We start from the raw sequence: 26,019 nt of genomic DNA, 5'->3' as shown, positions 1-26,019 counted from the left end.
GAAAGCATTATTTTAACTGTAGCAAGGATAATTATTTTTTATCTTTTATGAAGAAAACACCTTGCCATAATATAAAACCAATGAGTAAGCTATAAATGATTAAAAAGACATACCAAAAGGGCGTTAAAATCATCGTTGATATGAGAGATAGGATAATAATAATTGTACCTGTTGTCATTGGTCTTTTAATTTTACGAAATAGTGAAAGACGTTCAACTTCGTCTATTTTGAAAGTACCTACAAAAAGTAAAATCGCCCCTATTATAAATATCGTGGGTGATAAATATGGGATGGACATGTACACCGATTGTGTGCTCGATTTATCTGTAATAAATTGCAATAAGCTTATAACAATGGCTAGTATTATAGCAATAAACTTTTGGTCAGAAATTACAAAAGGATATAGCTTGAAATTTAAATATATTTGTAAAAGTGTCCATATCATAAATAGCGTGACGGTAAACATCGTAATAAAATTGAATTGATTAATCGCAAAAATATCAATCATGCTATTGATTAAAACAGATAATAATATGGAGCTAAACTTAAGCTGTCTGAAACGATGTCGGTATAAATCGAAGCCAAGAATTAGCAAGACGATGGCGATGTTAATTAATATATATATAATCATGTTGAACTCCTATTCGTAAATCTTCATCTCTTCATTATATCAATTAACATTAACTTAATCATTTCATAACACTCAGAAATTTTTTAAACGTTTTTTCAATATTAGACACCTTTTTTATTACTCCATAATAATGTGTGTAATTGCGGTAGTACATAGACATGATTCATATCACTACTTTGCATTACACGATCCACTAATTGCTCATACCTTTCAAGTAATTTATCTGTATGTTGGTCAACGTTATCATCAAGATAAGGATTACCTACTTGTAGATAGAATGGGATGTTAGGGTAGCGATGATGAATTAATTTTGCAAAATCATAGTCTGCATCGTCAAAAATCACAACTTTCAAATTAAGTGAATGAAATGTACATTGATTTATAACAGAATCTAATATTTCTAGATTAGTTTTCATTCCCGAACTAGGGGGTTTTGGACTAATCGTTAAATCGTCAATTTGTGTCATCCATGATTGGAAACGACTACCTTGTGTTTCTAAAGCTGTATAAATATGTTTGTCTTCAAATAAATCTACTAATTCCTGTATACCTTTGATTAACGCAGGGTTACCTCCGGATATAGTTACGTGATTAAATCGATGACCACCTATTTCAAGTAACGCATCATAAATTTCTTCAGCAGTCATTAATTTGATATCTTCTTTAGCACTACCGTCCCAAGTAAATGCAGAATCACACCAGCTACATCGATAATCACAACCAGCTGTACGCACAAACATTGTTTTTCTTCCTATTACACGACCTTCACCTTGAATCGTTGGTCCAAATATTTCTAAAACGGGTATTTTAGCCATTTACACTTGATCTTCCTTTGGTCTATAAACTACGTAACTTGAAGGTGTTTCTCTAAGATAAACTTGAACACATTTCGGTTGATTCTCTCTTTGATTTAACTCTTTTTGAATAATGTGGTAAATCGTTTGTGCGACAATTTCTGTTGAGGGACTTTTATCCTTAAAAGCAGGTAAGTCATTAAGCAAATAATGGTCAAATTGTTCATGAACTAGCTTTTTTAAATCTCTAAAATTAACTAAAAATCCACATTTATCTAGTGTATTACCAGCGATTGTTAAGTTGACGTAATACGTATGACCGTGTGTACGAATACATTTTCCCGCTTCTTCAAAGGGAATGTAATGTGCAGCTGAAAAGTTAAAATCTTTGTTAAGTTCGAATTGATATGGGTGAGTGACACTTGGATATATTTGTTGCATTTCCTTATTCTTCTCCTTTATGTTCAAGATAATGTTTTAAACCTCGAGCTCTTAAGTGACATGCTGGACATTCACCACAACCATCACCAATGATACCGTTATAACATGTTAATGTGTTGTGGCGAATATAATCTAACACACCTAGCTTATCGCTGAGTGCCCATGTCTGTGCTTTGTCTAACCACATTAATGGTGTATGAATGACAAAGTCTTTATCCATTGAAAGACTTAAAGTTACATTCATAGATTTGATAAAGCTATCTCTACAATCTGGATAACCTGAAAAATCTGTTTCACAAACACCAGTAATAATATGTTTAACATGAATTTGATAGGCTAACGCGCCAGCAAAAGATAAAAACAATAGATTTCTAGCTGGTACGAAAGTATTAGGAATACCATCATCATTATCTTCAATACTTAACTCATGTTGTGTAAGTGCATTGGGAGTAAGTTGAGATAGTAATGACATATCTAAAATATGATGTTTCAAATTTTGTTCTTTTGCAATTTTTTTTGCAACTTCAATTTCTTTATCATGTCTTTGTCCGTAATTAAATGTAACGAGTTCTACTTCTTTAAAATGTTTTTTAGCGTAAAATAAGCATGTCGTACTATCTTGACCACCACTAAATACGACAAGTGCTTTTTCTTTATTTAAGTCATTTTGTGACATTGATATGACTCCTCATCATTGTGATAATTTTGCATAAAAAAAGTCTATCTCTATAAAAAAGATAGACAGAAATATTAAAGACATATATAGTCTTAACATTATAAATATGAAGAAATTCATTGTTGAAATTTTCATGTCTAGTTTTTTATAGAGGGTTTCGGCTAGGAACCTCTGTTATTATTTTGCACGGAACATAGAATAAACGAAATGCTATATAAAATCAAGTCATGTTCTGTGATAATAGAGAGTAACAACTATAATAATTAACAATCTTTATCGATAATTGAGGTATGAATATGATTTTAATGATAGATAATCAAGATTCCTTTACATATAACTTAATAGATTATATTAAAGTACAAACTACTGAAGAAGTGAAAATCATTTCTGTAAATGATTTGATGACACAGCATCTCGATGCATTGAATCCGAGAGCGATTGTCATTTCACCTGGACCTGGGAAACCTAGTGATTATCCAATACTATCATCCGTATTAGAAATATTTCACCGTCACGTTCCCATTTTGGGCGTCTGTTTAGGTTTTCAATTAATCATTGAATACTTTGGAGGAAACATTATTCATAATGATAAACCTATTCATGGACATATTACCAAGATAAGGCATAGCAATGAGGGTATTTTTAAAGGTCTACCATCGTATTTTAACGTGATGCGATACCATTCACTTATGGCTGACCCCTCTACAATACCTAGCGCATTAAAAGTCACAGCTCTGAACAACGAGAATGTTATTATGGCTGTTGCACATCATAAGTATCCTATTTATGGTTTACAGTATCATCCTGAATCAATACTAAGTGAATATGGTCACGAACAATTAAATTTATTCTTAACCGAGGTAGGGGTTAAATATGCACATTGAATTTAAGTATCGCTATTATGAAAATGAAAAGGACTATGAAGACTATCAATTAGAAATGGATAACTTTCAAGATTCTAAAATTGCATATCGTCTTGATGAAGTAGGGGATGTCATTCACTTTGCAGAACAAGAACAACGTAACGGAAGCTATGTTGCACTTTATGTTACTTATGAAGCAGCACCTTTTTTTAATAAGGAAATGGTGGTCAATAATGTGAAACAATCCCATATTTTTGCTGCAGCTTATTCATTTAAATCGGTCAATTCGATAAAAAATATAAAAAAAGTAATGCCCAATAAAAATCATATAAAAACTGAAGGATTTTATTTTTGTGAAAGTGATAAAGCGATGATTAACAAGATCAAATCGATTCATAAAGCCATTATTGAAGGGGCAACGTATCAGGTGAATTACACAACCCGCTTAAAAGCAGAAGTTTTCTGTCCTATAAGTCACTTATATTATCAACTTACTATGTCACAAAATGGTAATTATACCGTTTTAATGGACACACCTGATATAAAAGTAGCATCAATATCGCCTGAACTTTTCTTTCAAAAAGGTGACTATAAAGGTAAATCAAATATGATTGTTAGTAAGCCGATGAAAGGGACTATGCCTAGAGGGAAAAATGTTAAAGAAGATGAGCTATATTATAATAATTTAAAAACCTCCTCTAAAGATATGGCGGAGAATGTGATGATTGTAGACTTATTACGTAACGATATTACAAGAATTGCTCAAAGTGGAACTATAGATGTACCTGAATTGTTTTCGATTGAGAAATATGACACAGTTTTCCAAATGACCAGTACAGTGTGTGGCCGATTACAAGATGACATTCAATTGATAGATATGATGCGAGCGCTCTTTCCTTGTGGTTCTATTACAGGTGCACCAAAAATAAATACAATGCAATATATAGCTCAGTTGGAGGACATGCCAAGATCCATTTACTGTGGAACAATTGGCTTATTACTTCCAAACCAAAGGATGATATTTAATATCCCTATACGGACAATTGAGTATAATCATGAAGAAGCGGTTTATGGGGTGGGTGCTGGTATAACAATTGATTCAGTACCCGAAAATGAAGTTCAGGAATTTCACGATAAAACTAAAATTTTGGAGCGGTTATAATATGCATTTATTTGAAACAATGAAATTGGATAAGGGATTCATTCCTCGTCTTGACTACCATTATCAACGTATTTCAACTTCTAGTGAGCATCTAGGATTTCAATTTGATCATCTATTTTGGAAGCAGTTTATTCATAATATAAAAACCTTGCATTCAAAAGGCGTATTTCGTTTGAAGGTGACGTTAAACAAAGAAGGTGAATTAAACTATGAGTTATTTCCGATACCCGATAAACCTTTTTTTACCGCTCGACTAGTTCAACAAAAAAAGAATATTGATAAAGTAATCATAACTAATAAAACAACAGAACGTGATTATTTAACACATAATCATTTCACAGACTTAATACTGATCTATGATGAAGATGGTAAAATTTTAGAGTTTGACATTGGCAACGTGATGATACAAGAAAGAGATAAATTGTATACACCAACATATAAAGGAGACATGCTCCCCGGCTGTATGAGACAATCTCTTATAGATCAAGGCAAAGTTATAGAAAAAGATTTTTATATCGAAGAATTTAAAGAAAAAATCAAATCGAGTCAAATCAACGTCTATTTAATCAATAGCTTAAGAGAGGTTGTCGGTGTTAAAGTATATGTATAATATATTTATGAAAAAGAATTTTAATGATAAAAAATAATGAGGTAGCCTATGACATTATTATGGTTAGCTATATTAATACTTCTTACTGTATTAGGTAAAAAGATGTCAAACCAAGCCATTAAAAACAATCAAGTGCTTATTGCTAAGTTAATAGCTACTATAACTACATTTTGTGCGTTTGTGTTGGTTTATTTGCTTATGCAATCTATAATGCCACATATTATTAAATTGATGAATGTCTTTTATCATCATTAATTTTGACGAGGTGATATTATGAAAATATATAGTCAAGGCGACCAAGCCATTGTTGTTTCAATAGAGAAAAATGTATCTCAAAGACTGACAGAAGATTTACTTTCATTGAGAGCATATTTAATTGATAAATCATATCCATTTATTACTGAAATTGTAGCTACAGAGTCTGACCTAATGATTTGTTATGACGCAAGAGATATGATTAAACATCACCATATTCAGTCACCATTTTTATATATGAAAGCTTTAATTGATTCTATAAAATTAGAAATTAGACATCATCGACAACAACTTCAAGCAAAATATATTCAAAAACAACAATCTGTTAATATTCCAGTTATATATGGGGGAGAATTTGGGCCTGATTTACAACATTTGTTAAAGCATCTTAAACTCAAATTAGAGGATTTTGTAAAATTACATACTCAAGAAAAATATTTTGTATCAATGATGGGGTATTCACCAGGATTTCCGTATCTTACTGGAATGAATAAAAAATTGCATGTGAACCACACAAGTGAAAAGAAAAAATTCATCCCTTGTGGATCAGTTATTATGGAAGGAAAAAAATGTGGAATAGTTACTACTGATACATATAATGATTGGTTAGTTATCGGATATACACCAGTTCAACTTTTCTTTCCTGAGCAACAAAACTTTACATTATTAAAGCTAGGAGACAATGTCACGTTTGAGTCTAAAGATATCAATGAAATAGAACTAGGAGATTATAAAACATGTCAATCATAATTGAAAATAGTGGCCTATTTAGTAGCTTTCAAGATTTTGGAAGAAAGGGATATGAACATGAAGGTGTCATCCCGAGTGGCGCACTAGATGAATTAGCACATGAAATAGCCAACCGTCTGGTTGCAAATGACAAAAATGAAGCAACACTTGAAATGACTCAAAAAATGGCAACAATTCGTTTCACTGAGCCGGCACTTATAGCTTTAACAGGTGGTAATTTTAAAGCTGAAACTGAACATATGAAAATTTATCCTAATAAATTATATCTCATCAATGAAGGTGAGACATTGAAATTTAATGAAACCAGTCGTACATCACGTGTTTATCTAGCAGTTGGTGGAGGTTTTAAACTAGAAAAATGGCTTCATTCAGCATCTACAGATTTTAATGTGGAAATTGGTGGTTTTGAGGGAAGAAAGCTTAAGAAAGGTGATGAAATAGAATTAAAACACCACTATTCTCAACGACATCTTAAGCTATTTGAAAACTTATCTGACAAACGTACAACTGATTGGGGAATTGATGGTTACGCATTGTCTTTCAATTATGTTTCGGATGTTTTTCATGTTATAAAAAATAAGGGAACGGAAGATTTTAAAAAAGAGGCGACGCGTCGTTTTACAACGGCTGAATATAGTGTGTCTAGTAAAACAAATAGAGTAGGTATGGTGCTTGATGGCCCCCAAATCAAAGCATACTATGATGATATGCCGGCTCATCAATCAGTAAAAAGAGGAACCATTCAAGTTAAGAGAGATGGCACACCGATTGTATTATTAAACGATCATTATACATTAGGAAGTTATCCTCAAATAGGTACAATCGCAAGCTATCATCTAACAAAATTAGCCCAAAAACCACAAGGCTCAAAATTGAAATTTCAATTTATAGATATCGAAACTGCAGAAAAAAACTTAATAAAGTATAGCAATTGGTTAAATCAATTGTTCCATGGTATTGAACACCGTATGCAATTAGAAATGTTAAAGTGAATATCTGTATTTAAGTTGAAAATCATCTTATTTTAAAATGACGTATTATTTATGCAATTGCTTTCCTATAAATAAAAAATAAGTAGTCTTGTGCCCTGTCCATCAGTTTTGGAACTTAAATTGAATCGTCCTGGAGACTGATGAACATAAGAAATACTGAGTTTATAATGAATCATTATATATGCACAAGAGATTAATTATTTAAAATTTTAATAACACTTTTATGTTGACAATTTACCTGTATAGCGTGCTTTTACTTGATATTTAAGTCATAATACTATATATTTATAAATTGAACTATGTATTTTTATTACAATAAGATTACAAACATTTAAAAATCTTAATAAAAAGTTAACAACTACATAGTCTAAACAATGACGTATTCGCATTTACGTTTTATATCAAATTCTTAAATTTATATATAGAAATAATCGATTTGATCAAATGAATATAAAGTGATTTAAACAGATAGTTATAATTTGAATTAACTGAAGGTAAAGTAAATCATTTAACGTAAAAATGATTCATTACTAAAAACGGAGGAAACAAACATGAGTTTACCCAAGAAGAAAATAGGAATTTTTGCGTTCTTCTTATTAACGGTATTCACCATTACTTTGAAGACATATTTTTCATATTATGTTGACTTTTCTTTAGGTGTCAAGGGTTTAGTACAAAACTTAATATTGCTTATGAATCCTTATAGTTTGATTGCACTTGTACTAAGTGTTTTCCTATTTTTTAAAGGTAAGAAGGCATTTTGGTTCATCTTTATTGGAGGATTTTTACTTACGTTTCTACTATACGCAAACGTTGTGTACTTCAGATTTTTCTCAGATTTCTTAACTTTTAGTACACTAAACCAGGCAGGCAACGTTGAATCAATGGGTGGTGCAGTAAGTGCTTCTTTCAAATGGTATGACTTTGTCTACTTCATTGACACTATTATCTATCTTGCTATTTTAATATTTAAACGTAAATGGTTAGATAATAGAGCATTCAGTAAAAAATTCGTACCCGTTGTGATGGCTACATCAGTAGCATTATTTTTCTTAAATTTAGCGTTTGCAGAAACAGATCGTCCCGAATTATTAACAAGAACTTTTGACCATAAATATCTTGTGAAATACTTAGGACCATATAACTTCACTGTTTATGATGGTGTAAAAACAATCGAAAATAATCAGCAAAAAGCACTAGCTTCTGAAGACGACTTAACTAAAGTGCTGAATTACACTAAGCAGAAACGTACTGAACCTAATCCTGAATATTATGGTGCAGCGAAAAAGAAAAATATAATTAAAATTCACCTTGAAAGTTTCCAGACTTTCTTAATCAATAAAAAGGTAAATGGTAAAGAGGTTACACCGTTTTTAAATAAATTATCTAGTGGTAACCAAGATTTTACGTATTTCCCAAACTTTTTCCATCAAACAGGGCAAGGTAAAACATCTGACTCAGAGTTTACAATGGACAACAGTTTATATGGCTTACCGCAAGGCTCAGCCTATTCACTGAAGGGAGATAATACGTATCAATCATTACCAGCTATACTAGACCAAAAGCAAGGTTATACATCTAATGTAATGCATGGTGACTACAAAACATTTTGGAATCGAGATCAAGTTTATAAACATTTCGGTATTGACAATTTCTATGATGCTACTTACTATGACATGTCTGACGACAATATTGTTAATCTTGGTTTAAAAGATAAACCATTCTTTAAAGCATCAGCAGATTATCAATCTAAAATGAAAAAGCCGTTTTATTCACACTTAATTACTTTAACTAACCACTATCCTTTCACATTAGATGAAGAGGATGCTTCTATTGATAAACCTAATACCGGTGACTCAACAGTAGACGGTTATATACAAACGGCACACTATCTCGACCAAGCTTTAGAGGAATATATTACTGACCTTAAGAAAAAAGGTCTATATGATAACTCAGTCATTATGATTTACGGTGACCATTATGGTATTTCTGAAAATCATAATAATGCTATGGAAAAATTATTAGGTGAGAAGATTACACCAGCTAAATTTACAGATTTAAACCGCACTGGCTTCTGGTTAAAAGTTCCAGGTAAATCAGGGGGCGTAAATAAAGAGTATGCTGGGCAAATGGATGTTATGCCTACATTACTACATCTTGTTGGTATTGATAGCAAGAATTACCTAATGTTTGGTTCTGACATGTTCTCTAAACAACACAATAACGTAGTACCGTTTAGAAATGGTGATTTTATCACTGAAGATTATAAGTATGTGAATGGTAAAATTTACTCAAATAAAGATAATGAATTGCTTACTGAAAAACCTAAAGACTTCGATAAAAATAAAAAACAAGTAGAGAAAGATCTTGAAATGAGTGACAGCGTGTTAAATGGTGACTTGTTCAGATTCTACAAAAATCCTGACTTTAAAAAAGTAAATCCTGGTAAATATGAATATAAATCAGGTCCAAAAGGGAACGAAAAAAAATAGTTTTTCAGTGAATTGAAATTGTTAAGTGGTTGGGATATAATTCCTAGCAAAATAGCCAGTAAATGAGTTTTTATAAATTCATTTACTGGCTTCTTTATTTACAACAATACTTCGTATTGTTGGCTCGCTTTCTTAGGGGACAGCTTCAGCCTGTAGTCTTCAGCTTGTCCTGTTCCCTCAAGAGTCTCGCCAAAATACTTTGTTTTTATATGTAATTTTACATTGAAATACTAAAAAAAATAAGGTCATTCGTATAATTTAATAAATACCACTAAACTAAATTAACGAGGTGTCTTATGTATAAAGATTATAATATGACTTAACATACTCTACCAATAGAAACTTCAGTACTTATCCCCGCAAATGATATTTCACGATATGTATATGATACTGTAGAAACAATTCTAGAGACTGAATTCAGACATCATCGTGGCTTAATATAAGAAAAGTAACAGCTCAACGAGCTGAAAATCATCAAAAAAATTATAAAAAAGACAATTTCTATATTATTTCAATAGAAATTGTCTTTATTTACTTATCCTGGAACTTTATGTCCCAACCTCTTATTTTTATATTAATGTCTTTAGTAATCATTTTGAAATTAGAATATCTTTAAAAGTGACTACTTTATTTAATATATTTTTGTACAAATAAAGTAAATTTGAAACTTTCAATGACACTCCTTTAACTTTATAAGTATGTCTTATTTATATTGGAATTAATTGAAGTCACTTGCTTTATTAACTATAAAAGAGAACCTCAAATTTTTATTACGATTAACTTTAAGAACAATGTAGTTCTCTGACTATAAATGATTGGGTCACAAAGCTAAAGATAAAGTAAAGCACTATAGTTAATTAACTTATCATGATTCTTTTTTAAATGATATGAATTATCCAAGTGCAACGTCAAGAATCATCATAATTGTAAAACCAATCATTAGACTTAAAGTTGCCAAATCAGTGTTGTTACTTGATTGAGAATCAGGTATCAGTTCTTCAACAACAACGAAAATCATTGCACCTGCAGCAAACGCTAATGCATAAGGCAATATAGGATTTACCACTAAAATTGCTGCAGCACCGATAGTAGCGAAAATAGGCTCAACAATTGCTGAAGCTTGTCCATAATTAAATGCTTTCCAACGTGTTGCACCTGCAGCACGGATTGGCATCGATAGTGCTGCACCTTCAGGAATATTCTGTATGCCGATACCTATCGCTAGACCAATCGCACCTAAAAATGTAGCGTGACTGTTGCCAGATACAACACCACCGAATGCAACTCCGATAGATAGTCCTTCAGGTATGTTGTGAAGTGTGATAGCTAACACAAGTAATGCATTTTTTCCAAGAGAGGTAGGCACACCCTCTTGTTGTTGGTTTTTATCTTGGGCATTTTGGTGAATATGGGGAATAATATAATCTAGAACCCTGATAAAAACGCCACCGAGAATAAAACCTATTGCTGCAGGAAGCCATGGCATAGCACTATTTTCACTCGATTCAATTGCGGGTTGTAACAATGACCAAAAACTTGCTGCTATCATGATTCCAGCTGCAAAACCTTGCATCGAATTTAAGACTTTATCATTCACTTTCTTAAATATAAAAACTGCTGCCGCACCCAAAGCAGTAAGTAACCACGTGATTATTCCGGCTATAAGCGCCTGAATATAGGGTGGTGCGTTTTGGAATAAATCTGACATATCTAAGTCTCCTTATATCATTTGAATCTAAAAAGGTGTATAATATATAGAACTGAATTTAGCTTAACAAAATTTTTTTGAAAATTCGATAGTTGACAATTTCCAGTATTTGAAAAGGAAGATAAGCATGGAAGCATACAAAATTGAACATTTAAATAAATCCTATGCAGATAAAGAAATTTTTAATGATCTTAACCTATCTATATCTGAGCATGAAAGAATTGGATTAGTAGGTATCAATGGAACAGGTAAAAGTACATTATTAAAAGTCATTGGTGGTCTAGATGAAGATTTTACTGCAGATATTACCCACCCTAATCAATATCGCATTCGTTATTCCTCTCAAAAACAAGACCTCAATGGCCATATGACTGTGTTCGAAGCTGTTTTAAGTTCGGATACTCCTACATTAAGAATTATAAAAAAATATGAAGAAGCAGTTAATCGCTATGCGTTAGATCAAAGTGACTCTAATTTTAATAAAATGATGGAAGCACAAGAAGAAATGGATCAAAAGGATGCATGGGACTATAATGCAGAAATTAAAACGATTTTATCTAAACTAGGGATTCACGATACAACTAAGAAAATAGTTGAACTTTCGGGTGGTCAACAAAAAAGAGTTGTATTGGCTAAAACTCTAATAGAACAACCGGATTTACTTTTGCTAGATGAACCGACGAACCATCTTGACTTTGAATCCATCCGTTGGCTCATTAATTATGTCAAGCAATATCCACATACAGTTTTATTTGTAACACATGATCGCTACTTTTTAAATGAAGTATCGACGCGAATTATTGAACTGGATAGAGGGAAGTTAAAAACATATCCAGGTAATTATGAAGATTACATAGTAATGCGTGCAGAAAATGAATTAGTAGAACAAAAACAACAAGAAAAACAAAAAGCATTGTATAAACAAGAGTTAGCATGGATGCGAGCAGGAGCAAAGGCAAGAACTACTAAACAACAGGCACGTATCAATAGATTTAAGCAACTAGAATCAGACGTTAAGACGCAACATACACAAGATAAGGGTGAACTTAATCTTGCATATTCAAGGTTAGGTAAACAAGTATATGAATTAAAGAATTTATCAAAATCAATTAATAATAAAGTTTTATTTGAAGATGTCACTGAAATTATTCAAAGTGGTAGACGTATAGGTATTGTAGGACCTAATGGAGCGGGAAAAACAACATTACTTAATATTTTAAGTAATGAAGATCAGGACTATGAGGGTGAGCTTAAAATCGGTCAGACTGTTAAGGTAGCTTATTTTAAGCAAACAGAAGAGACACTTGACCGTGATATTAGAGTGATTGACTACCTAAGAGAAGAAAGTGAAATGGCTAAAGAAAAAGATGGTACCTCAATTTCAGTTACACAATTGTTAGAAAGATTTTTATTTCCGAGCGCTACACACGGTAAAAAAGTTTATAAACTCTCAGGTGGAGAACAAAAACGTCTGTATTTATTGCGTTTACTTGTTCATAAACCTAATGTACTCCTTTTAGATGAACCGACTAATGATTTAGATACTGAAACACTTACGATTTTAGAAGATTACATTGATGATTTCGGTGGTTCTGTCATTACGGTCAGTCATGATCGTTATTTCTTAAATAAAGTGGTACAAGAATATTGGTTTATTCATGATGGTAAAATCGAAAAAATTATTGGATCATTTGAAGATTATGAATCTTTTAAAAAGGAACACGAACGCCAAGCCATGCTATCTAAACAAACTGAACAACAAAATAAACATAAGCATCAACCAAAAAAGAAAACAGGACTATCTTATAAAGAGAAGTTAGAATACGAAACAATTATGACGCGTATAGAAATGACTGAAACGCGTTTAGAAGACCTTGAACAAGAAATGATTAATGCAAGTGATAATTATGCAAGAATCAAAGAACTTAATGAGGAAAAAGAGCAACTTGAAGCAACCTATGAAGCAGACATCACGAGATGGAGTGAGCTTGAGGAAATTAAAGAACAATAAGGGGAATGTAATCATGCAAGAGACTTTATCGCATTATTTTGGTTATAAGTCATTTCGACCAGGACAAGAAGAAATTATAACTAAAATATTAAATCATCAGCATACACTGGGGGTACTACCTACCGGTGGCGGTAAATCGATATGCTATCAAGTACCAGGTTTAATGCAGGGTGGCACAACTATTGTTATAAGTCCACTTATTTCTTTGATGAAAGACCAAGTTGATCAACTACAAGCAATGGGAATTCAAGCTGCATATTTGAATAGTAGTTTGACTCATAAACAACAAAAAGAGATTGAAGAGCAAATAAAGCGTGGTGCCATTCAGTTTTTATATGTAGCTCCAGAGCGCTTTGAAAATACTTTTTTTCTAAATTTATTACGTAAAATAGAAATACCCCTTATCGCTTTTGATGAAGCACACTGTATATCGAAGTGGGGACATGATTTTAGACCTAGTTATCAAAGTGTCATACAAAAAGTTTTTACCTTACCTCAAAACTTCACAATAGTTGCACTTACAGCTACGGCAACTGCTGAAGTTCAACAAGATATCATGTCTAAGTTATCAATTGGACAAAATGATGTTGTCAAAACAAGTACTAAAAGACGCAATTTAATCTTCAAAGTCAATCCGACTTATCAGCGACAAAAATTTGTTGTGGATTATGTTGCAAATCATGAAGGACAGGCAGGAATCATTTATTGTTCCACTCGTAAGCAGGTAGAAGAATTACACGAAGCTCTAAATAGTGAAAAAATTAAGAGCACAATTTATCATGCTGGTTTAACGAATAAAGAGAGAATTGAGGCGCAAAATGATTTCTTGTATGATCGTGTAGAGGTTGTCATTGCGACAAATGCATTTGGTATGGGTATTGATAAATCAAATGTACGTTATGTCATTCACTATAACATGCCTGGAGATTTGGAATCTTACTATCAGGAAGCTGGACGCGCGGGACGTGATGGTTTAAAAAGTGAGTGTATCCTTTTGTTTAGTGAACGAGATAAGGGATTACATGAGTATTTTATTACTGTATCCCAAGCTGATGATGACTATAAAGATAAAATGGGCGAAAAATTAACGAAAATGATTCAATATACCAAAACGAAAAAGTGTTTAGAAGCGACAATTGTTCATTATTTTGAACCCAATGAAAATTTAGAGGAATGCAATCAATGTAGTAATTGTATACAGGAAAATAAAACGTATGATATGACTCGTGAAGCGAAAATGATTATTAGCTGTATTGCTCGAATGAAGCAACAGGAAAATTATAGTGTTATTATACAAGTTTTACGTGGAGAAGTGACAGATTATATAAAACACCATCATTATAATGAATTAACGACACATGGGTTGATGAAAAATTATACAACATCTGAGTTATCACACTTAATTGATGAGCTACGTTTCAAAGGATATTTAAATGAAAATGATGAAATTCTTATGTGTGATACATCAGTGAAACAATTACTAAATAATCATACCAAGGTTTATACCACTCCGTTCAAACAAAAAACTAAAGAGAAGGTATTTATCAACACTGTTGAAGGTGTGGATAGAGCGTTATATCGTGAGCTTGTTGATGTACGTAAACAGCTAAGTGATAAACTTGGAATAGCACCTGTAAGTATATTTTCTGATTACACGCTCGAAGAATTTGCTAAGCGTAAACCTGAATCGAAACAAGAAATGATTGCTATTGATGGTGTAGGTAGTTATAAATTAAAGCATTATTGTCCTAAGTTTATCGAAACCATACAAAGCTATAAAACTAGAATATAAATGATTGAACGACGAAATCTCTTATCTTTTGATTTCGTCGTTTTTTAATTATATGAAGTTGGATATTAAGTATTCATAATACTTTTTGTTAATTTGAATTTTGAAATACAATAAATGTTAATTTTCAATTAAAAATGATTTAATAGGGAATATAGATTAAAATGGTCTACTATTTTGTAGAGGGAATGAAGGTGAAAAAGTGATTAAATTTAAAAATGTCACAAAGCGATATGCTAATAATATTGCTGTAGATAATGTAAGTTTTAATATTAAAGAAGGAGAATTTTTTGTGTTAATTGGTCCTTCAGGTTGTGGTAAGACAACAACACTTAAAATGATCAATCGTTTAATTCCTTTAAGCGAAGGTTACATATATTTTAAAGATAAACCAATTAGTGATTATCCAGTTTACGAAATGCGTTGGGATATTGGATATGTACTACAACAAATTGCATTATTTCCTCATATGACTATCAAAGAAAACATTGCACAAGTACCCCAAATGAAAAAGTGGAAAGATAACGATATTGATTTACGTGTGGATGAATTATTGACAATGGTAGGTTTAAATCCTGAGCAATTTAAAAATAGAAAACCTGATGAACTATCGGGTGGACAACGACAAAGGGTTGGTGTAGTGCGAGCATTAGCTGCAGATCCTCCCGTTATTATCATGGATGAGCCTTTTAGTGCTCTTGACCCAATTAGCAGAGAGAAGTTGCAGAACGATTTGATTCATTTGCAAACTCAAATTAAGAAAACAATAGTTTTTGTAACGCATGATATTCAAGAAGCGATGAAACTAGGTGACAGAATTTGTTTACTCAATGAAGGGCGTGTTGAACAAATTGATACACCTGATGGTTTTAGAACGCGACCTAAAAGTGACTTTGTAAAGCAATTCATGGGTAGTCATTTGGATACAACGCATAATATTGTGAATCAAGTGAAGATTAAAGATTTAGGAATTAATCGGTCTGTAGATGACAATGCAAGCGTTATTCATTATCCTGAAGTAGATGCTGAGTTGTACTTAAATAATATTTATGAAGATTTGTCTCATTATGATGCAGTTGTGGTCAACGATAAAGAACAACATCGTCGATATTTGTTAAATAGAGAAGATGTGTTTACTTATTTATCTCTTAATAAGGAGGAAGCGACACATGAATGAGTTCTTTGCGACATTAAGTGATAGAAAAGGGCAGCTATTTTCTACTATAATTGAACACATTCAACTTTCTTTTATAGCGCTTTTCATTGCAACTCTTATAGCAGTACCAATTGCAATTTTGCTCACTAAAACAAAAAAACTTTCAGAAATCGTCATGAATATTGCAGCTGTTCTACAAACAATTCCATCACTGGCACTACTTGGTTTGATGATACCAATTTTCGGAATTGGGAGACTTCCGGCAATTATCGCCTTAGTTGTATATGCGTTACTTCCTATTCTACGTAATACATACACAGGTATTAAGGAGGTCGATCCCTCTCTTATTGAAGCGGCTAAAGGCATTGGAATGAAACCACTTAGAAGATTGACCAAAGTCGAACTCCCTATTGCAATGCCTGTTATCATGGCAGGAATACGCACAGCTATGGTATTAATCATTGGTACTGCTACACTCGCAGCTTTAATAGGCGCTGGTGGTCTAGGAGATTTAATATTATTAGGCATTGATCGTAACAATAGTGCACTCATTTTAATAGGTGCTATTCCAGCTGCACTTCTAGCTATTATTTTTGATTTTATTTTAAGATACATGGAACGTTTATCATATAAAAAATTGCTCATTTCTTTAGGGACAATTGTAATTGTGATTATCATAGCTATTGCCATATCTATGGCAGCGCAAAAAGGTGATAAAATCACATTCGCAGGCAAGCTAGGTTCAGAACCGTCAATTATTACGAATATGTATAAAATACTTATTGAAGAAGACACAGATGATACTGTAGAAGTCAAAGATGGCATGGGTAAAACCTCATTCTTATTTAATGCGCTTAAGTCAGATGAAATTGATGGTTATTTAGAATTTACAGGTACTGTATTAGGTGAATTAACGAAAGAAGATTTAAAGTCTAAAAAAGAAAACGATGTATATCAACAAGCAAAGTCTAGTTTAGAAAAAAAATATGATATGACAATGCTTAAACCGATGAAATATAATAATACGTATGCATTAGCTGTAAAACGTGACTTTGCAAAAAAATATCAAATTAAGACAATAGGTGATTTACGCAAGGTAGAAGATAAACTTAAACCAGGTTTTACATTGGAATTTAATGATAGACCAGATGGATACAAAGCTGTTAAAAAAACGTATCATCTTAATCTTTCTAATGTTAAAACTATGGAACCTAAATTACGTTATACTGCAGTTAAAAAGGGAGATATTAATCTCATAGACGCATACTCTACTGATGCAGAATTAAAACAATATAACATGGTAGTATTAAAAGATGATCAACATGTATTTCCTCCATACCAAGGAGCACCGCTATTTAAAGAAAAATATTTAAAAGACCATCCTGAAGTTAAAAAACCGCTCAATAAATTGGCGAATAGAATCACAGATGAAGAAATGCAAGAAATGAACTATAAGGTAACAGTGAAGAAAGAGGATCCTTATAAAGTAGCAAGAGAATACTTAGAAAAAGAAAAATTAATAAAATAAAATTGTGCGTTTCGAGATGGATTTGATAGCTATTCGATGTCTAAATGGTACATCGAATAGCTATTTATAATTTAACTATTTCAACCGATATAGTGAATTTAAAATGTAATGTTAGAAGTGTGATTGATTTTAAGGTATGAGTTTGTTTATAATAGGTACTAAGTTTTTTAAAATTTCAGTCAATTTAAGGTGTGATTTATGTATGAAGAAACAATTAGACCAATTAACAGCATATACGCCAGGGCTTTCTCCAGAATCTTTAAAAAAACAGTATGGCATTAAAGGTGAATTACATAAACTTGCTTCAAATGAAAATGTATATGGTCCAAGTCCAAAAGTTAAAACGGCGATTCAATCTCATTTAGATGAATTATATTATTATCCGGAATCTGGATCGCCAAAATTAAGGGAAGCAATAAGTCAACAACTTAATGTTGATGCATCTCGTATTTTATTTGGTGCGGGTTTAGATGAGGTTATTCTAATGATATCAAGAGCCGTATTATCACCAGGAGATAAGATTATCACTAGTGAATCTACTTTCGGACAATATTATCATAATGCAATTGTGGAATCAGCTGATGTTATCCAAGTGCCTCTCAAAGATGGTGGATTTGATTTAGATGGTATGTTACAACAAATTGATAATAAAACGTCTTTAATTTGGTTATGCAATCCTAACAATCCAACTGGGACTTACTTTTCGCACGATGAATTATTTAATTTCTTAAAACGTGTCCCAAGTGATATTCCTGTATTAATTGACGAAGCATATGTAGAATTCGTTACTGCTGATGATTTTCCAGATACGCTAAAATTACAGGAGGATTTTGACAATGCCTTTTTATTACGTACTTTTTCTAAGGCATATGGATTAGCTGGATTAAGAGTAGGATATGTTATAGCCTCTGAAGACGCCATTGAAAAGTGGAATATCATTCGTCCACCATTTAATGTTACTAGAATTTCAGAATATGCAGCAATCGCTGCCTTAGAAGATCAAGAGTATTTGAAAGAAGTGACACAAAAAAATAGTTTTGAACGAGATAAATTTTATCAAATTCCTCAAAGTCAGCATTTTTTACCAAGTCAAGCGAATTTTGTCTTTGTTAAAACTTCAAGAAGTCAAGCACTTTATGATGCATTGTTAAACGTAGGATGTATTACACGTTTATTCCCTAACGGTGTTAGAATTACTATTGGTTTACCAGAACAAAATAATAAGATGATTGAAGTTTTAAAACATTTTGAGTATTAAACTAACACTCTTTGATAACTTTTGATTTAAAAAAGATGTGATATCGTAGTTAAATAGATTAAACAGAAGGAAAAAATTTTGCTATACTAAACACGTATATCACGAACAGGGAGTGTAAGAGCATGACGCGACAGAGAATCGCCATTGATATGGATGAAGTGCTTGCTGATACATTGGGTGCTGTTGTTAAAGCGGTCAATGAACGAGCGGATTTAAATATCAAAATGGAATCATTAAACGGTAAAAAATTAAAACATATGATACCCGAGCATGAGGGGTTAGTCATGGATATTTTAAAAGAACCTGGATTCTTTAGAAATTTAGATGTAATGCCGCATGCTCAAGAAGTTGTAAAACAACTCAATGAGCATTACGACATATACATAGCCACAGCAGCGATGGATGTTCCAACCTCTTTTCATGACAAATATGAATGGTTATTAGAATACTTTCCTTTTTTAGATCCGCAACATTTTGTATTTTGTGGTAGAAAGAATATTATTCTTGCAGATTATCTTATTGATGATAATCCAAAGCAATTGGAAATTTTTGAAGGGAAATCAATTATGTTTACTGCTTCTCATAATGTTAATGAACATAGATTTGAACGCGTAAGTGGTTGGAGAGATGTAAAGAATTATTTTAATTCAATTGAAAAATAGAGAAGATAAAAGTCATAGGTCACTTTATTTGATGGCCTATGACTTTTTTATTAAACATTTTTAAAGTTATCTTTCATAATCATATGCTGTTTCGATAATGCCTTTAAGTTCACTAATTAGCGGTTCTTTTGGATTAGCAGTTGTACATTGATCTTCAAATGCTAATTCAGCCATTCTGTCTATAGTAGAGTGAAGAAGCTCTTCAGTTACGCCTTGTGATTTTAAATTCATATCAATACCAACTGAACATCCTAAATCATACACCGCATTAGCTAGAGCATCCACTAATTCTTCAGTTGTATTACCTTTGAGTCCTAAAAATTTTGCAATGTCAGCATAGTCAGTATCTGCTCTAAAGAAATCATATTTAGGAAACAGTGCATGTTTTTGTGGATCTTTGGCATTATAGCGAATGACATGTGGTAATAAAATAGCATTTGTTCTGCCGTGGGGAATACCATATTCACCACCAATTTTATGTGCGATAGAATGAGAAATTCCTAAAAAAGCATTGGCAAATGCCATACCGGCCATTGTTGAAGCATTATGCATTTTTTCTCGTGAGTGTTTGTCATTTTCTTGAACTGATGATTTTAGATAATCAAAAGTTAACTTTATTGCTTGTAAGCTTAAGCCTCTTGTATAATCTGAAGCCATGACAGAGACGTAAGATTCAATGGCATGTGTCAAAACATCCATTCCTGTATCTGCGGCAACATCTTTAGGTACACTTAATACGAATTGTGGATCGACGATAGCAATATCGGGAGTTAACGCATAATCTGCTAGTGGATACTTAACGTGTGTCTCGCTATCAGTAATTACTGCAAAAGGTGTCACTTCAGAACCAGTTCCTGATGTCGTTGGTATACATATAAATTTTGCGTTTTTAGGTTTGGTAATTTTATAAGTACGTTTACGAATATCTAAGAACTTTTGTTTTGCCCCAAAAAATGAAGTTTCTGGATGCTCAAAGAACATCCATATTGCTTTGGCTGCATCCATTGCCGAACCGCCACCGAGTGCAATAATAGTATCAGGTTGGAAATTTATAAACATTTCTAACCCCTTATAGACTGTATGAGTTGATGGATTAGGTTCAACTTCGTTAAACACTTTGATTTGTGGTTGGTTTTCTCGGCGTCTCAGCACTTGTTCAACTATATCAGTATAACCAATATTAACCATTCCTGGATCACAAACTATCATTACACGTTCAACATTATCCATCTCTGTCAAATACATAACTGAATTTTCTTCAAAATAAACTTTAGGTGGGAGTTTAAACCATTGCATATTATTACGACGTTTTGCTATTGTTTTAATATTTAATAAGTCTACTGCGCTTACATTATGAGAAATAGAATTTCTACCATATGAACCACAACCTAACGTGAGTGAAGGAATGAGTTCATTATACATATTTCCAATTCCTCCGACAGCAGAAGGTGTATTTACCAATACACGGCAAGCTTTCATTTTTAGACCGAATTTTTGTTGTAATTGACTATCCTCGGTGTGAATTACAGCAGTGTGACCTAAACCACCAAATTTTAATATGTCTTCACAAATTTGTAGTGCATGTCCTGTTGATTTTGCAGTTACCATTGCGAGTACAGGTGATAATTTTTCACGTGATAAAGGATAATCTTTTCCAATTCCATCAATTTCTGCGACTAATAATTTTGTTTTTTCTGGAACACTAATTCCTGACAATTTCGCTATATCTACAGCAGATTTACCAACTATATCAGGTTTAACTGCAGTTTTATCTTCATTCATGATGGCATCTTCTAATTGTTGTAGTTCATTTTTATTAACAAAATATGTTTGGTGTAATTTGAATTCTTTAACGACGTCAGTGTATACTTCTTTATCAACAACCATGACTTGTTCAGAAGCAAAAATCATACCATTATCAAAAGTTTTAGAACCAATGATATCATTAACAGCACGTTTGATATGAGCAGTTTTTTCAATATAAGTAGGAACATTACCTGGACCGACTCCTAATGCAGGTTTACCTGTCGAATATGCGGACTTTACCATTCCAGAGCCTCCAGTCGCTAGAACTAAAGCAATATCTTTATGATTCATTAATTGTTTAGTTGCCTCAATTGATGGCACTTCTATCCATTGAATACAATCTTTAGGAGCACCTGCTTTTGTTGCAGCTTCTAAAATGACTTTAGCAGCATATTTTGATGATTGTTGTGCACTTGGATGAAATGCGAAAATAATTGGATTACCTGTTTTAATAGCAATCATTGCTTTGAAAATAGTTGTAGATGTAGGGTTGGTCGTTGGTGTCACTCCACAAATCACGCCTATAGGTTCAGCTACATACGTTAATCCTTTTTGTTTATCTTCACCTATGATACCTACTGTTTTATTGTCTTTGATTGAATTCCATATGTACTCTGAGGCATATAAATTTTTGATAGCTTTGTCTTCATAAATACCTCTACCTGTTTCGTCGTAAGCTAGTTTAGCTAAATGCATATGCTGATCAACAGCAGCCATGCTCATCTGATGTACAATGTCATTAATCTCATGTTGTGATTTTTTAGATAGTTCTTTTAGAGCTTCTTGTCCTTTTTCTGCTAATGAATCAATCATTTGTGTGACTTCATCTTTGTTTGATTCATATGTATTTTTTTTAGTTACAGATAACATATACAACCACTCCTTAGATATTGTGAAATAATTCACAAACATTATAGTACAGCTCTTTCCAAATTAAAAGAAAATACAGACTATTAAAGAGTCAATTGTGATGTTTATATGAACACATTTTTAACCTATATATTTAGTCGGGGTTGAGGTGTAAGACTTGATGCAATGGGAACAAGACGTATTTGGTAGTTAAAAAAATCTATTTTTAAAAGAAGTAAATTTTAAAAAAATTATTGTAAGTATTCTTACTAAAAATAATGAGGGGTGTTGTAATGAAATTATCGTCTCACCCGACTAACGATGTTATCAGTTTATAAAATAAAAAACTGAGACAATCATTTATGTCTCAGTAGCTCATGCTTTAAAAATAAATTGATAAAGAATAAGTGAAATTTATATTAATTATTTTGTTCAGTTGCAGTAAGAAGTTGTATCGCTTTGGGTAATACTTGAATCTCAATTGGTGTTTCTAAATTAATTTCGCCATCAATATCCACTTTCATACTAGGGTTTGTTGAGAGTGTGATGTGCTTACCTGATATGTGATCAATACCTTGTGTGATTTCGTTCCAATTCATACTATCACGTTTTTTTAATATATCATTCAATATATTTAGTGTTTGATCATTAAATACAAATGTGTTTGCTCTTCCATCTTGTGGCGATAAATCGGTTAGCGGAATTTGTCCACCACCTATATTGGGACCGTTTGCTATTAACATCATCGAAGTATTGCCTTCTTTTGTTTCACCATCAACAGTCAATGAGAAATCAAATTTAACAGGATTTAATAACGTTTTAACGGTTGATCCAATATAGCTGAATTTACCGAATATATCTTTAGAACCATCTTGAACATTCTCTGCATTTTGTACTATTAAGCCAAGTCCAACGAAATTAAGTACATATAAGTCGTTCACTTTTAACACATCATATGATTCAGCATGTGATGTTAATAATTGCTCACTAGCTGTTTTAAAATTAGGGTGCAGTTGAAGTGTTTTTGTAAAATCGTTAAAGGTACCACCTGGTATTACACCGATTGGTAAATTTAACTGATACTGCATAACGCCATTTACTAGTTCATTAAGTGTACCATCTCCACCTAAAATAAATAAAACGTCTACATCAGAGCTATAATTTTCATTTTTAATAGATTTACAATATTTAATAATATCGCCTTTATTTTCACTGAGTTGAAGAGAGAGGTGTTTACACATTGAACTAAGAGATTTTGCAACTTCTCCTATGCCATTATGTATATCTTTCAAACCGCTATGTTCATGATAGAAAAGAACACCATGGTTATACGGTTGTTTCATAAATATATACCTACTTTCGATAAATAGTTTGTGTAATTAGATTGTTTGAACTTTCCTTTATGTTTGATTTACATTATAAATTAAAATTTATGGTATTGAAACTTAAGTGTTCTATAAAGATAGATGTTCCAAATAAAATAACATAAATTTAAGAGTAAGAATATTAAGTTGGTAAAAATTTATGTAGACATATAATATTATTTTTAATATCATTTTGGGATGCTATAATGTTGCGCAACGATGCTGTCTGAATTCAGTACCTGGAATTTTTTTACAATATCATTCACATATTGTGACATATCATGTGTGGAGATAATTACTGAAGTTTCCATTGGTAGAGTATGTTTAGTCATATGATAATTTTTATACATAAGACACCCCGTTAATTTAGTTTATTGGTATTTATTAAATTATACGAAAGGGCCTTATTTTTTAAGTATTTCAATGTAAAATTACATATAAACACAAAGTATTTTGGTGAGACTCTTGAGGGAACAGGACAAGTTGAAGACTATAGGCTGAAGTTGTCCGCTAAGAAACCAAGCCAACAATACAAAGTATTATAAATAAAAAGCCAGTAAATGAATTTATAAAAAACTCATTTACTGGCTATTTTTCTAGGATTTATATTCTATCCACATTTTAGTGTAATGATTAACGAATACCTTTCATTGCTTTAGAAATCTTAGGAATAAACGCTAATATAATTAACGTAATCACGGTTGCAACAACACCTAAGAAGATAAAGTAATTGGTTTGACCAAGTGGTTTAATTAATTTAACTAATGTACCGTTAATGGCCTGAGCTGAAGCGTTAGTTAATAACCAAAGGCTCATCATTTGTGCGTTAAATGCCTTAGGTGCTAATTTAACTGCTGCACTACTACCAGTTGGAGAGAGACAAAGCTCACCAATAACACAGATAACGTATGAAAGAATAACCCAGTTAACTGAGAATTGTGTATCCCCATAAATATGACCGATTGCTCCCATAAGTATGTAGGATGCGCCTGCTAAAATAGTACCAATTGCAAACTTAATAGGTAGGCTAGGTTGTTTCTTTCCTAGCTTTTGCCATAAAAGAGTAACCACGGGTGCAAATAATAAAATAAATAATGGGTTAATGGTTTGGAAAATAGCTTCACCAAAATGTGTTTTCCAACCAAATAAATTTAATTTCATATCAGAGTTTTCAATACCATAGATATTTAATACATTAGATCCTTGTTCTTGAATTGACCAAAATAACATGCCTAAAATGAATAACGGAATAAATGCTTTTACTCTTGATCTTTCAGTATCAGTAACTTCTTTACTTCTAATCATTGTTGTAAAGTAAATGATTGGTAAAGCAATACCTAAAATTAAAACAGTATTACTGATTAAATTAAATGATAGCGTATGCGTAAAGTAAGCAATCATAAGGATTAATACTATTGCTATAACAACGATTCCGATGATTGTTCCGTACTTTTTCTTTTCAGAAGAAGATAATGGGTTCGTCGGTTTCATACCGATACTACCTAAAGTTTTTCGGTTAAATAGTAAGTACCAAACTAATCCAAGAGCCATCCCTATTGCTGCAATCAAGAAGCCACCATGGAAATTTCTAATATCAATATAGTATTGTAAAATAATTGGTGAAACGAGTGCACCCATGTTCACTGACATATAGAAGATAACAAATCCAGCATCCATGCGTACGTCGTTTTCAGGATAGAGTCTACCAACAATATTTGAAATGTTTGGTTTCATTAAACCTGATCCTACAATAATAAAGAACATAGAAGTGAATAAACCTACCATTGCAAAAGGAAGGCTTAAACATATGTGACCTATAATAATTAATATAGCTCCGATTAATGTGGCACCTCGGGTACCTGTAATTCTATCAGCTATCCAGCCACCTGGAATTGAAGACATATAAATTAATGATCCATATACAGACATGATAGACATGGCTGTTGTTTTGTCCATTCCAAGTCCGTTTTCCTGGAGTGCAAAATACATATAAAAAATAAGCATTGCTCTCATTCCGTAATAGCTGAATCTCTCCCAAAATTCTACGAAAAAGAGAACGCCTAATCCTTTTGGATGTCCGAAGAATCCATGTTGTGGTATTTCTTGAACTGCTTTTTCATGGGACTTATTTGAAGTCATAAATCATCCCAACCTTTCTTGCCCAAATAACCTTATTAAATTGTTTTAAGGTGATTTTACTATTGTGATAAGAAAATTTCAAT

The 26,019-nt window shown here is 32.2% G+C and carries 22 protein-coding genes, 1 pseudogene and 1 riboswitch; of the genes and pseudogenes, 14 read left to right on the top strand and 9 right to left on the bottom strand.

The window, feature by feature from the left end; genetic code table 11:
* Window positions 1–31: 31 nt before the first annotated feature.
* The 4 genes from FNL83_RS10025 to queC all read right to left on the bottom strand — a co-directional run bounded on the left by FNL83_RS10025 (window position 32) and on the right by queC (window position 2,542).
* Entirely contained in the window at window positions 32–631 is a 600-nt protein-coding gene (locus tag FNL83_RS10025; protein ID WP_001830331.1) for a hypothetical protein, read from the bottom strand.
* 101 nt (window positions 632–732) lie between these two features.
* A complete protein-coding gene (gene queE / locus FNL83_RS10020) occupies window positions 733–1,446 on the bottom strand; it encodes a 7-carboxy-7-deazaguanine synthase QueE (protein ID WP_001830330.1) in 714 nt (237 codons plus the stop codon).
* Entirely contained in the window at window positions 1,447–1,866 is a 420-nt protein-coding gene (gene queD / locus FNL83_RS10015; RefSeq protein ID WP_001830341.1) for a 6-carboxytetrahydropterin synthase QueD, read from the bottom strand. It abuts the gene before it with no gap.
* Between the two features lie 4 nt (window positions 1,867–1,870).
* On the bottom strand, window positions 1,871–2,542 hold the full coding sequence (gene queC / locus FNL83_RS10010; protein ID WP_057504650.1) for a 7-cyano-7-deazaguanine synthase QueC: 672 nt from the start codon (window positions 2,540–2,542) through the stop codon (window positions 1,871–1,873).
* Between the two features lie 131 nt (window positions 2,543–2,673).
* A riboswitch (PreQ1 riboswitch) is annotated at window positions 2,674–2,720 on the bottom strand.
* Between the two features lie 118 nt (window positions 2,721–2,838).
* On the opposite strand from queC, the gene FNL83_RS10005 reads away from it, so the two are divergent.
* From FNL83_RS10005 to FNL83_RS09970, 8 genes and pseudogenes are all read left to right on the top strand, one after another.
* Entirely contained in the window at window positions 2,839–3,426 is a 588-nt protein-coding gene (locus FNL83_RS10005) for an anthranilate synthase component II (protein ID WP_001830349.1), read from the top strand.
* Window positions 3,416–4,567, top strand: coding sequence for a chorismate-binding protein (locus FNL83_RS10000; RefSeq protein ID WP_001830323.1), 1,152 nt, complete (start codon window positions 3,416–3,418; stop codon window positions 4,565–4,567). The genes FNL83_RS10005 and FNL83_RS10000 overlap by 11 nt, the downstream gene beginning before the upstream one ends.
* Window position 4,568: 1 nt before the next feature.
* The gene (locus FNL83_RS09995; protein ID WP_001830316.1) at window positions 4,569–5,177 is read left to right on the top strand and encodes an aminotransferase class IV; all 609 of its coding nucleotides are present in this window, start codon (window positions 4,569–4,571) and stop codon (window positions 5,175–5,177) included.
* 48 nt (window positions 5,178–5,225) lie between these two features.
* Complete coding sequence (locus FNL83_RS09990) at window positions 5,226–5,432, top strand: hypothetical protein (RefSeq protein WP_001830353.1); 207 nt, start codon at window positions 5,226–5,228, stop codon at window positions 5,430–5,432.
* An 18-nt stretch (window positions 5,433–5,450) separates the two neighbouring features.
* A complete protein-coding gene (locus FNL83_RS09985; RefSeq protein WP_001830356.1) occupies window positions 5,451–6,182 on the top strand; it encodes a 5-oxoprolinase subunit B family protein in 732 nt (243 codons plus the stop codon).
* A complete protein-coding gene (locus FNL83_RS09980) occupies window positions 6,170–7,174 on the top strand; it encodes a 5-oxoprolinase subunit C family protein (protein ID WP_001830359.1) in 1,005 nt (334 codons plus the stop codon). Before FNL83_RS09985 ends, FNL83_RS09980 begins: the two co-directional genes overlap by 13 nt.
* 551 nt (window positions 7,175–7,725) lie before the next feature.
* Complete coding sequence (ltaS, locus tag FNL83_RS09975; RefSeq protein ID WP_001830354.1) at window positions 7,726–9,666, top strand: polyglycerol-phosphate lipoteichoic acid synthase LtaS; 1,941 nt, start codon at window positions 7,726–7,728, stop codon at window positions 9,664–9,666.
* Between the two features lie 433 nt (window positions 9,667–10,099).
* A pseudogene (locus tag FNL83_RS09970) lies at window positions 10,100–10,282 on the top strand (hypothetical protein); the annotation flags it as partial.
* Between the two features lie 276 nt (window positions 10,283–10,558).
* Here the strand turns inward: FNL83_RS09970 and FNL83_RS09965 are convergent.
* Entirely contained in the window at window positions 10,559–11,374 is an 816-nt protein-coding gene (locus tag FNL83_RS09965) for a ZIP family metal transporter (protein ID WP_001829605.1), read from the bottom strand.
* Window positions 11,375–11,495: 121 nt separating this feature from the next.
* Here FNL83_RS09965 and FNL83_RS09960 point away from each other — a divergent pair, with 121 nt between their 5' ends.
* From FNL83_RS09960 to FNL83_RS09935, 6 genes are all read left to right on the top strand, one after another.
* Window positions 11,496–13,385 carry an ABC-F family ATP-binding cassette domain-containing protein gene (locus FNL83_RS09960; protein ID WP_172458391.1) on the top strand — a complete coding sequence of 630 codons (1,890 nt, stop codon included), beginning with the start codon at window positions 11,496–11,498 and terminating at the stop codon, window positions 13,383–13,385.
* 10 nt (window positions 13,386–13,395) lie between these two features.
* The gene (gene recQ, locus FNL83_RS09955) at window positions 13,396–15,177 is read left to right on the top strand and encodes a DNA helicase RecQ (protein WP_086886647.1); all 1,782 of its coding nucleotides are present in this window, start codon (window positions 13,396–13,398) and stop codon (window positions 15,175–15,177) included.
* Window positions 15,178–15,376: 199 nt separating this feature from the next.
* Window positions 15,377–16,351 carry an ABC transporter ATP-binding protein gene (locus FNL83_RS09950; RefSeq protein ID WP_001829654.1) on the top strand — a complete coding sequence of 325 codons (975 nt, stop codon included), beginning with the start codon at window positions 15,377–15,379 and terminating at the stop codon, window positions 16,349–16,351.
* On the top strand, window positions 16,344–17,858 hold the full coding sequence (locus FNL83_RS09945) for an ABC transporter permease/substrate-binding protein (protein ID WP_001829640.1): 1,515 nt from the start codon (window positions 16,344–16,346) through the stop codon (window positions 17,856–17,858). The genes FNL83_RS09950 and FNL83_RS09945 overlap by 8 nt, the downstream gene beginning before the upstream one ends.
* A 202-nt stretch (window positions 17,859–18,060) precedes the next feature.
* Window positions 18,061–19,116: a histidinol-phosphate transaminase gene (gene hisC / locus FNL83_RS09940; RefSeq protein ID WP_001829653.1), complete on the top strand. Its 1,056-nt coding sequence runs from the start codon at window positions 18,061–18,063 to the stop codon at window positions 19,114–19,116.
* Window positions 19,117–19,238: 122 nt separating this feature from the next.
* Complete coding sequence (locus FNL83_RS09935) at window positions 19,239–19,778, top strand: 5' nucleotidase, NT5C type (RefSeq protein ID WP_001832599.1); 540 nt, start codon at window positions 19,239–19,241, stop codon at window positions 19,776–19,778.
* Window positions 19,779–19,844: 66 nt separating this feature from the next.
* Here FNL83_RS09935 and adhE read toward each other — a convergent pair whose 3' ends face one another.
* From adhE to FNL83_RS09920, 4 genes are all read right to left on the bottom strand, one after another.
* Complete coding sequence (gene adhE / locus FNL83_RS09930; RefSeq protein ID WP_001829562.1) at window positions 19,845–22,454, bottom strand: bifunctional acetaldehyde-CoA/alcohol dehydrogenase; 2,610 nt, start codon at window positions 22,452–22,454, stop codon at window positions 19,845–19,847.
* Between the two features lie 398 nt (window positions 22,455–22,852).
* Window positions 22,853–23,776, bottom strand: coding sequence for a diacylglycerol/lipid kinase family protein (locus tag FNL83_RS09925; protein WP_001829680.1), 924 nt, complete (start codon window positions 23,774–23,776; stop codon window positions 22,853–22,855).
* A gap of 209 nt (window positions 23,777–23,985) precedes the next feature.
* Window positions 23,986–24,129, bottom strand: a complete 144-nt coding sequence (locus FNL83_RS12110; RefSeq protein ID WP_153801568.1) for a hypothetical protein — start codon at window positions 24,127–24,129, stop codon at window positions 23,986–23,988.
* 301 nt (window positions 24,130–24,430) lie between these two features.
* A complete protein-coding gene (locus tag FNL83_RS09920; protein WP_001832607.1) occupies window positions 24,431–25,936 on the bottom strand; it encodes a peptide MFS transporter in 1,506 nt (501 codons plus the stop codon).
* Between the last annotated feature and the right edge of the window lie 83 nt (window positions 25,937–26,019).

Source organism: Staphylococcus epidermidis, from assembly GCF_006742205.1.
Classification (GTDB): domain Bacteria; phylum Bacillota; class Bacilli; order Staphylococcales; family Staphylococcaceae; genus Staphylococcus; species Staphylococcus epidermidis.
Note: the sequence above shows the minus strand (reverse complement) of the source record. Positions and strands in the feature narration are given on the sequence as shown.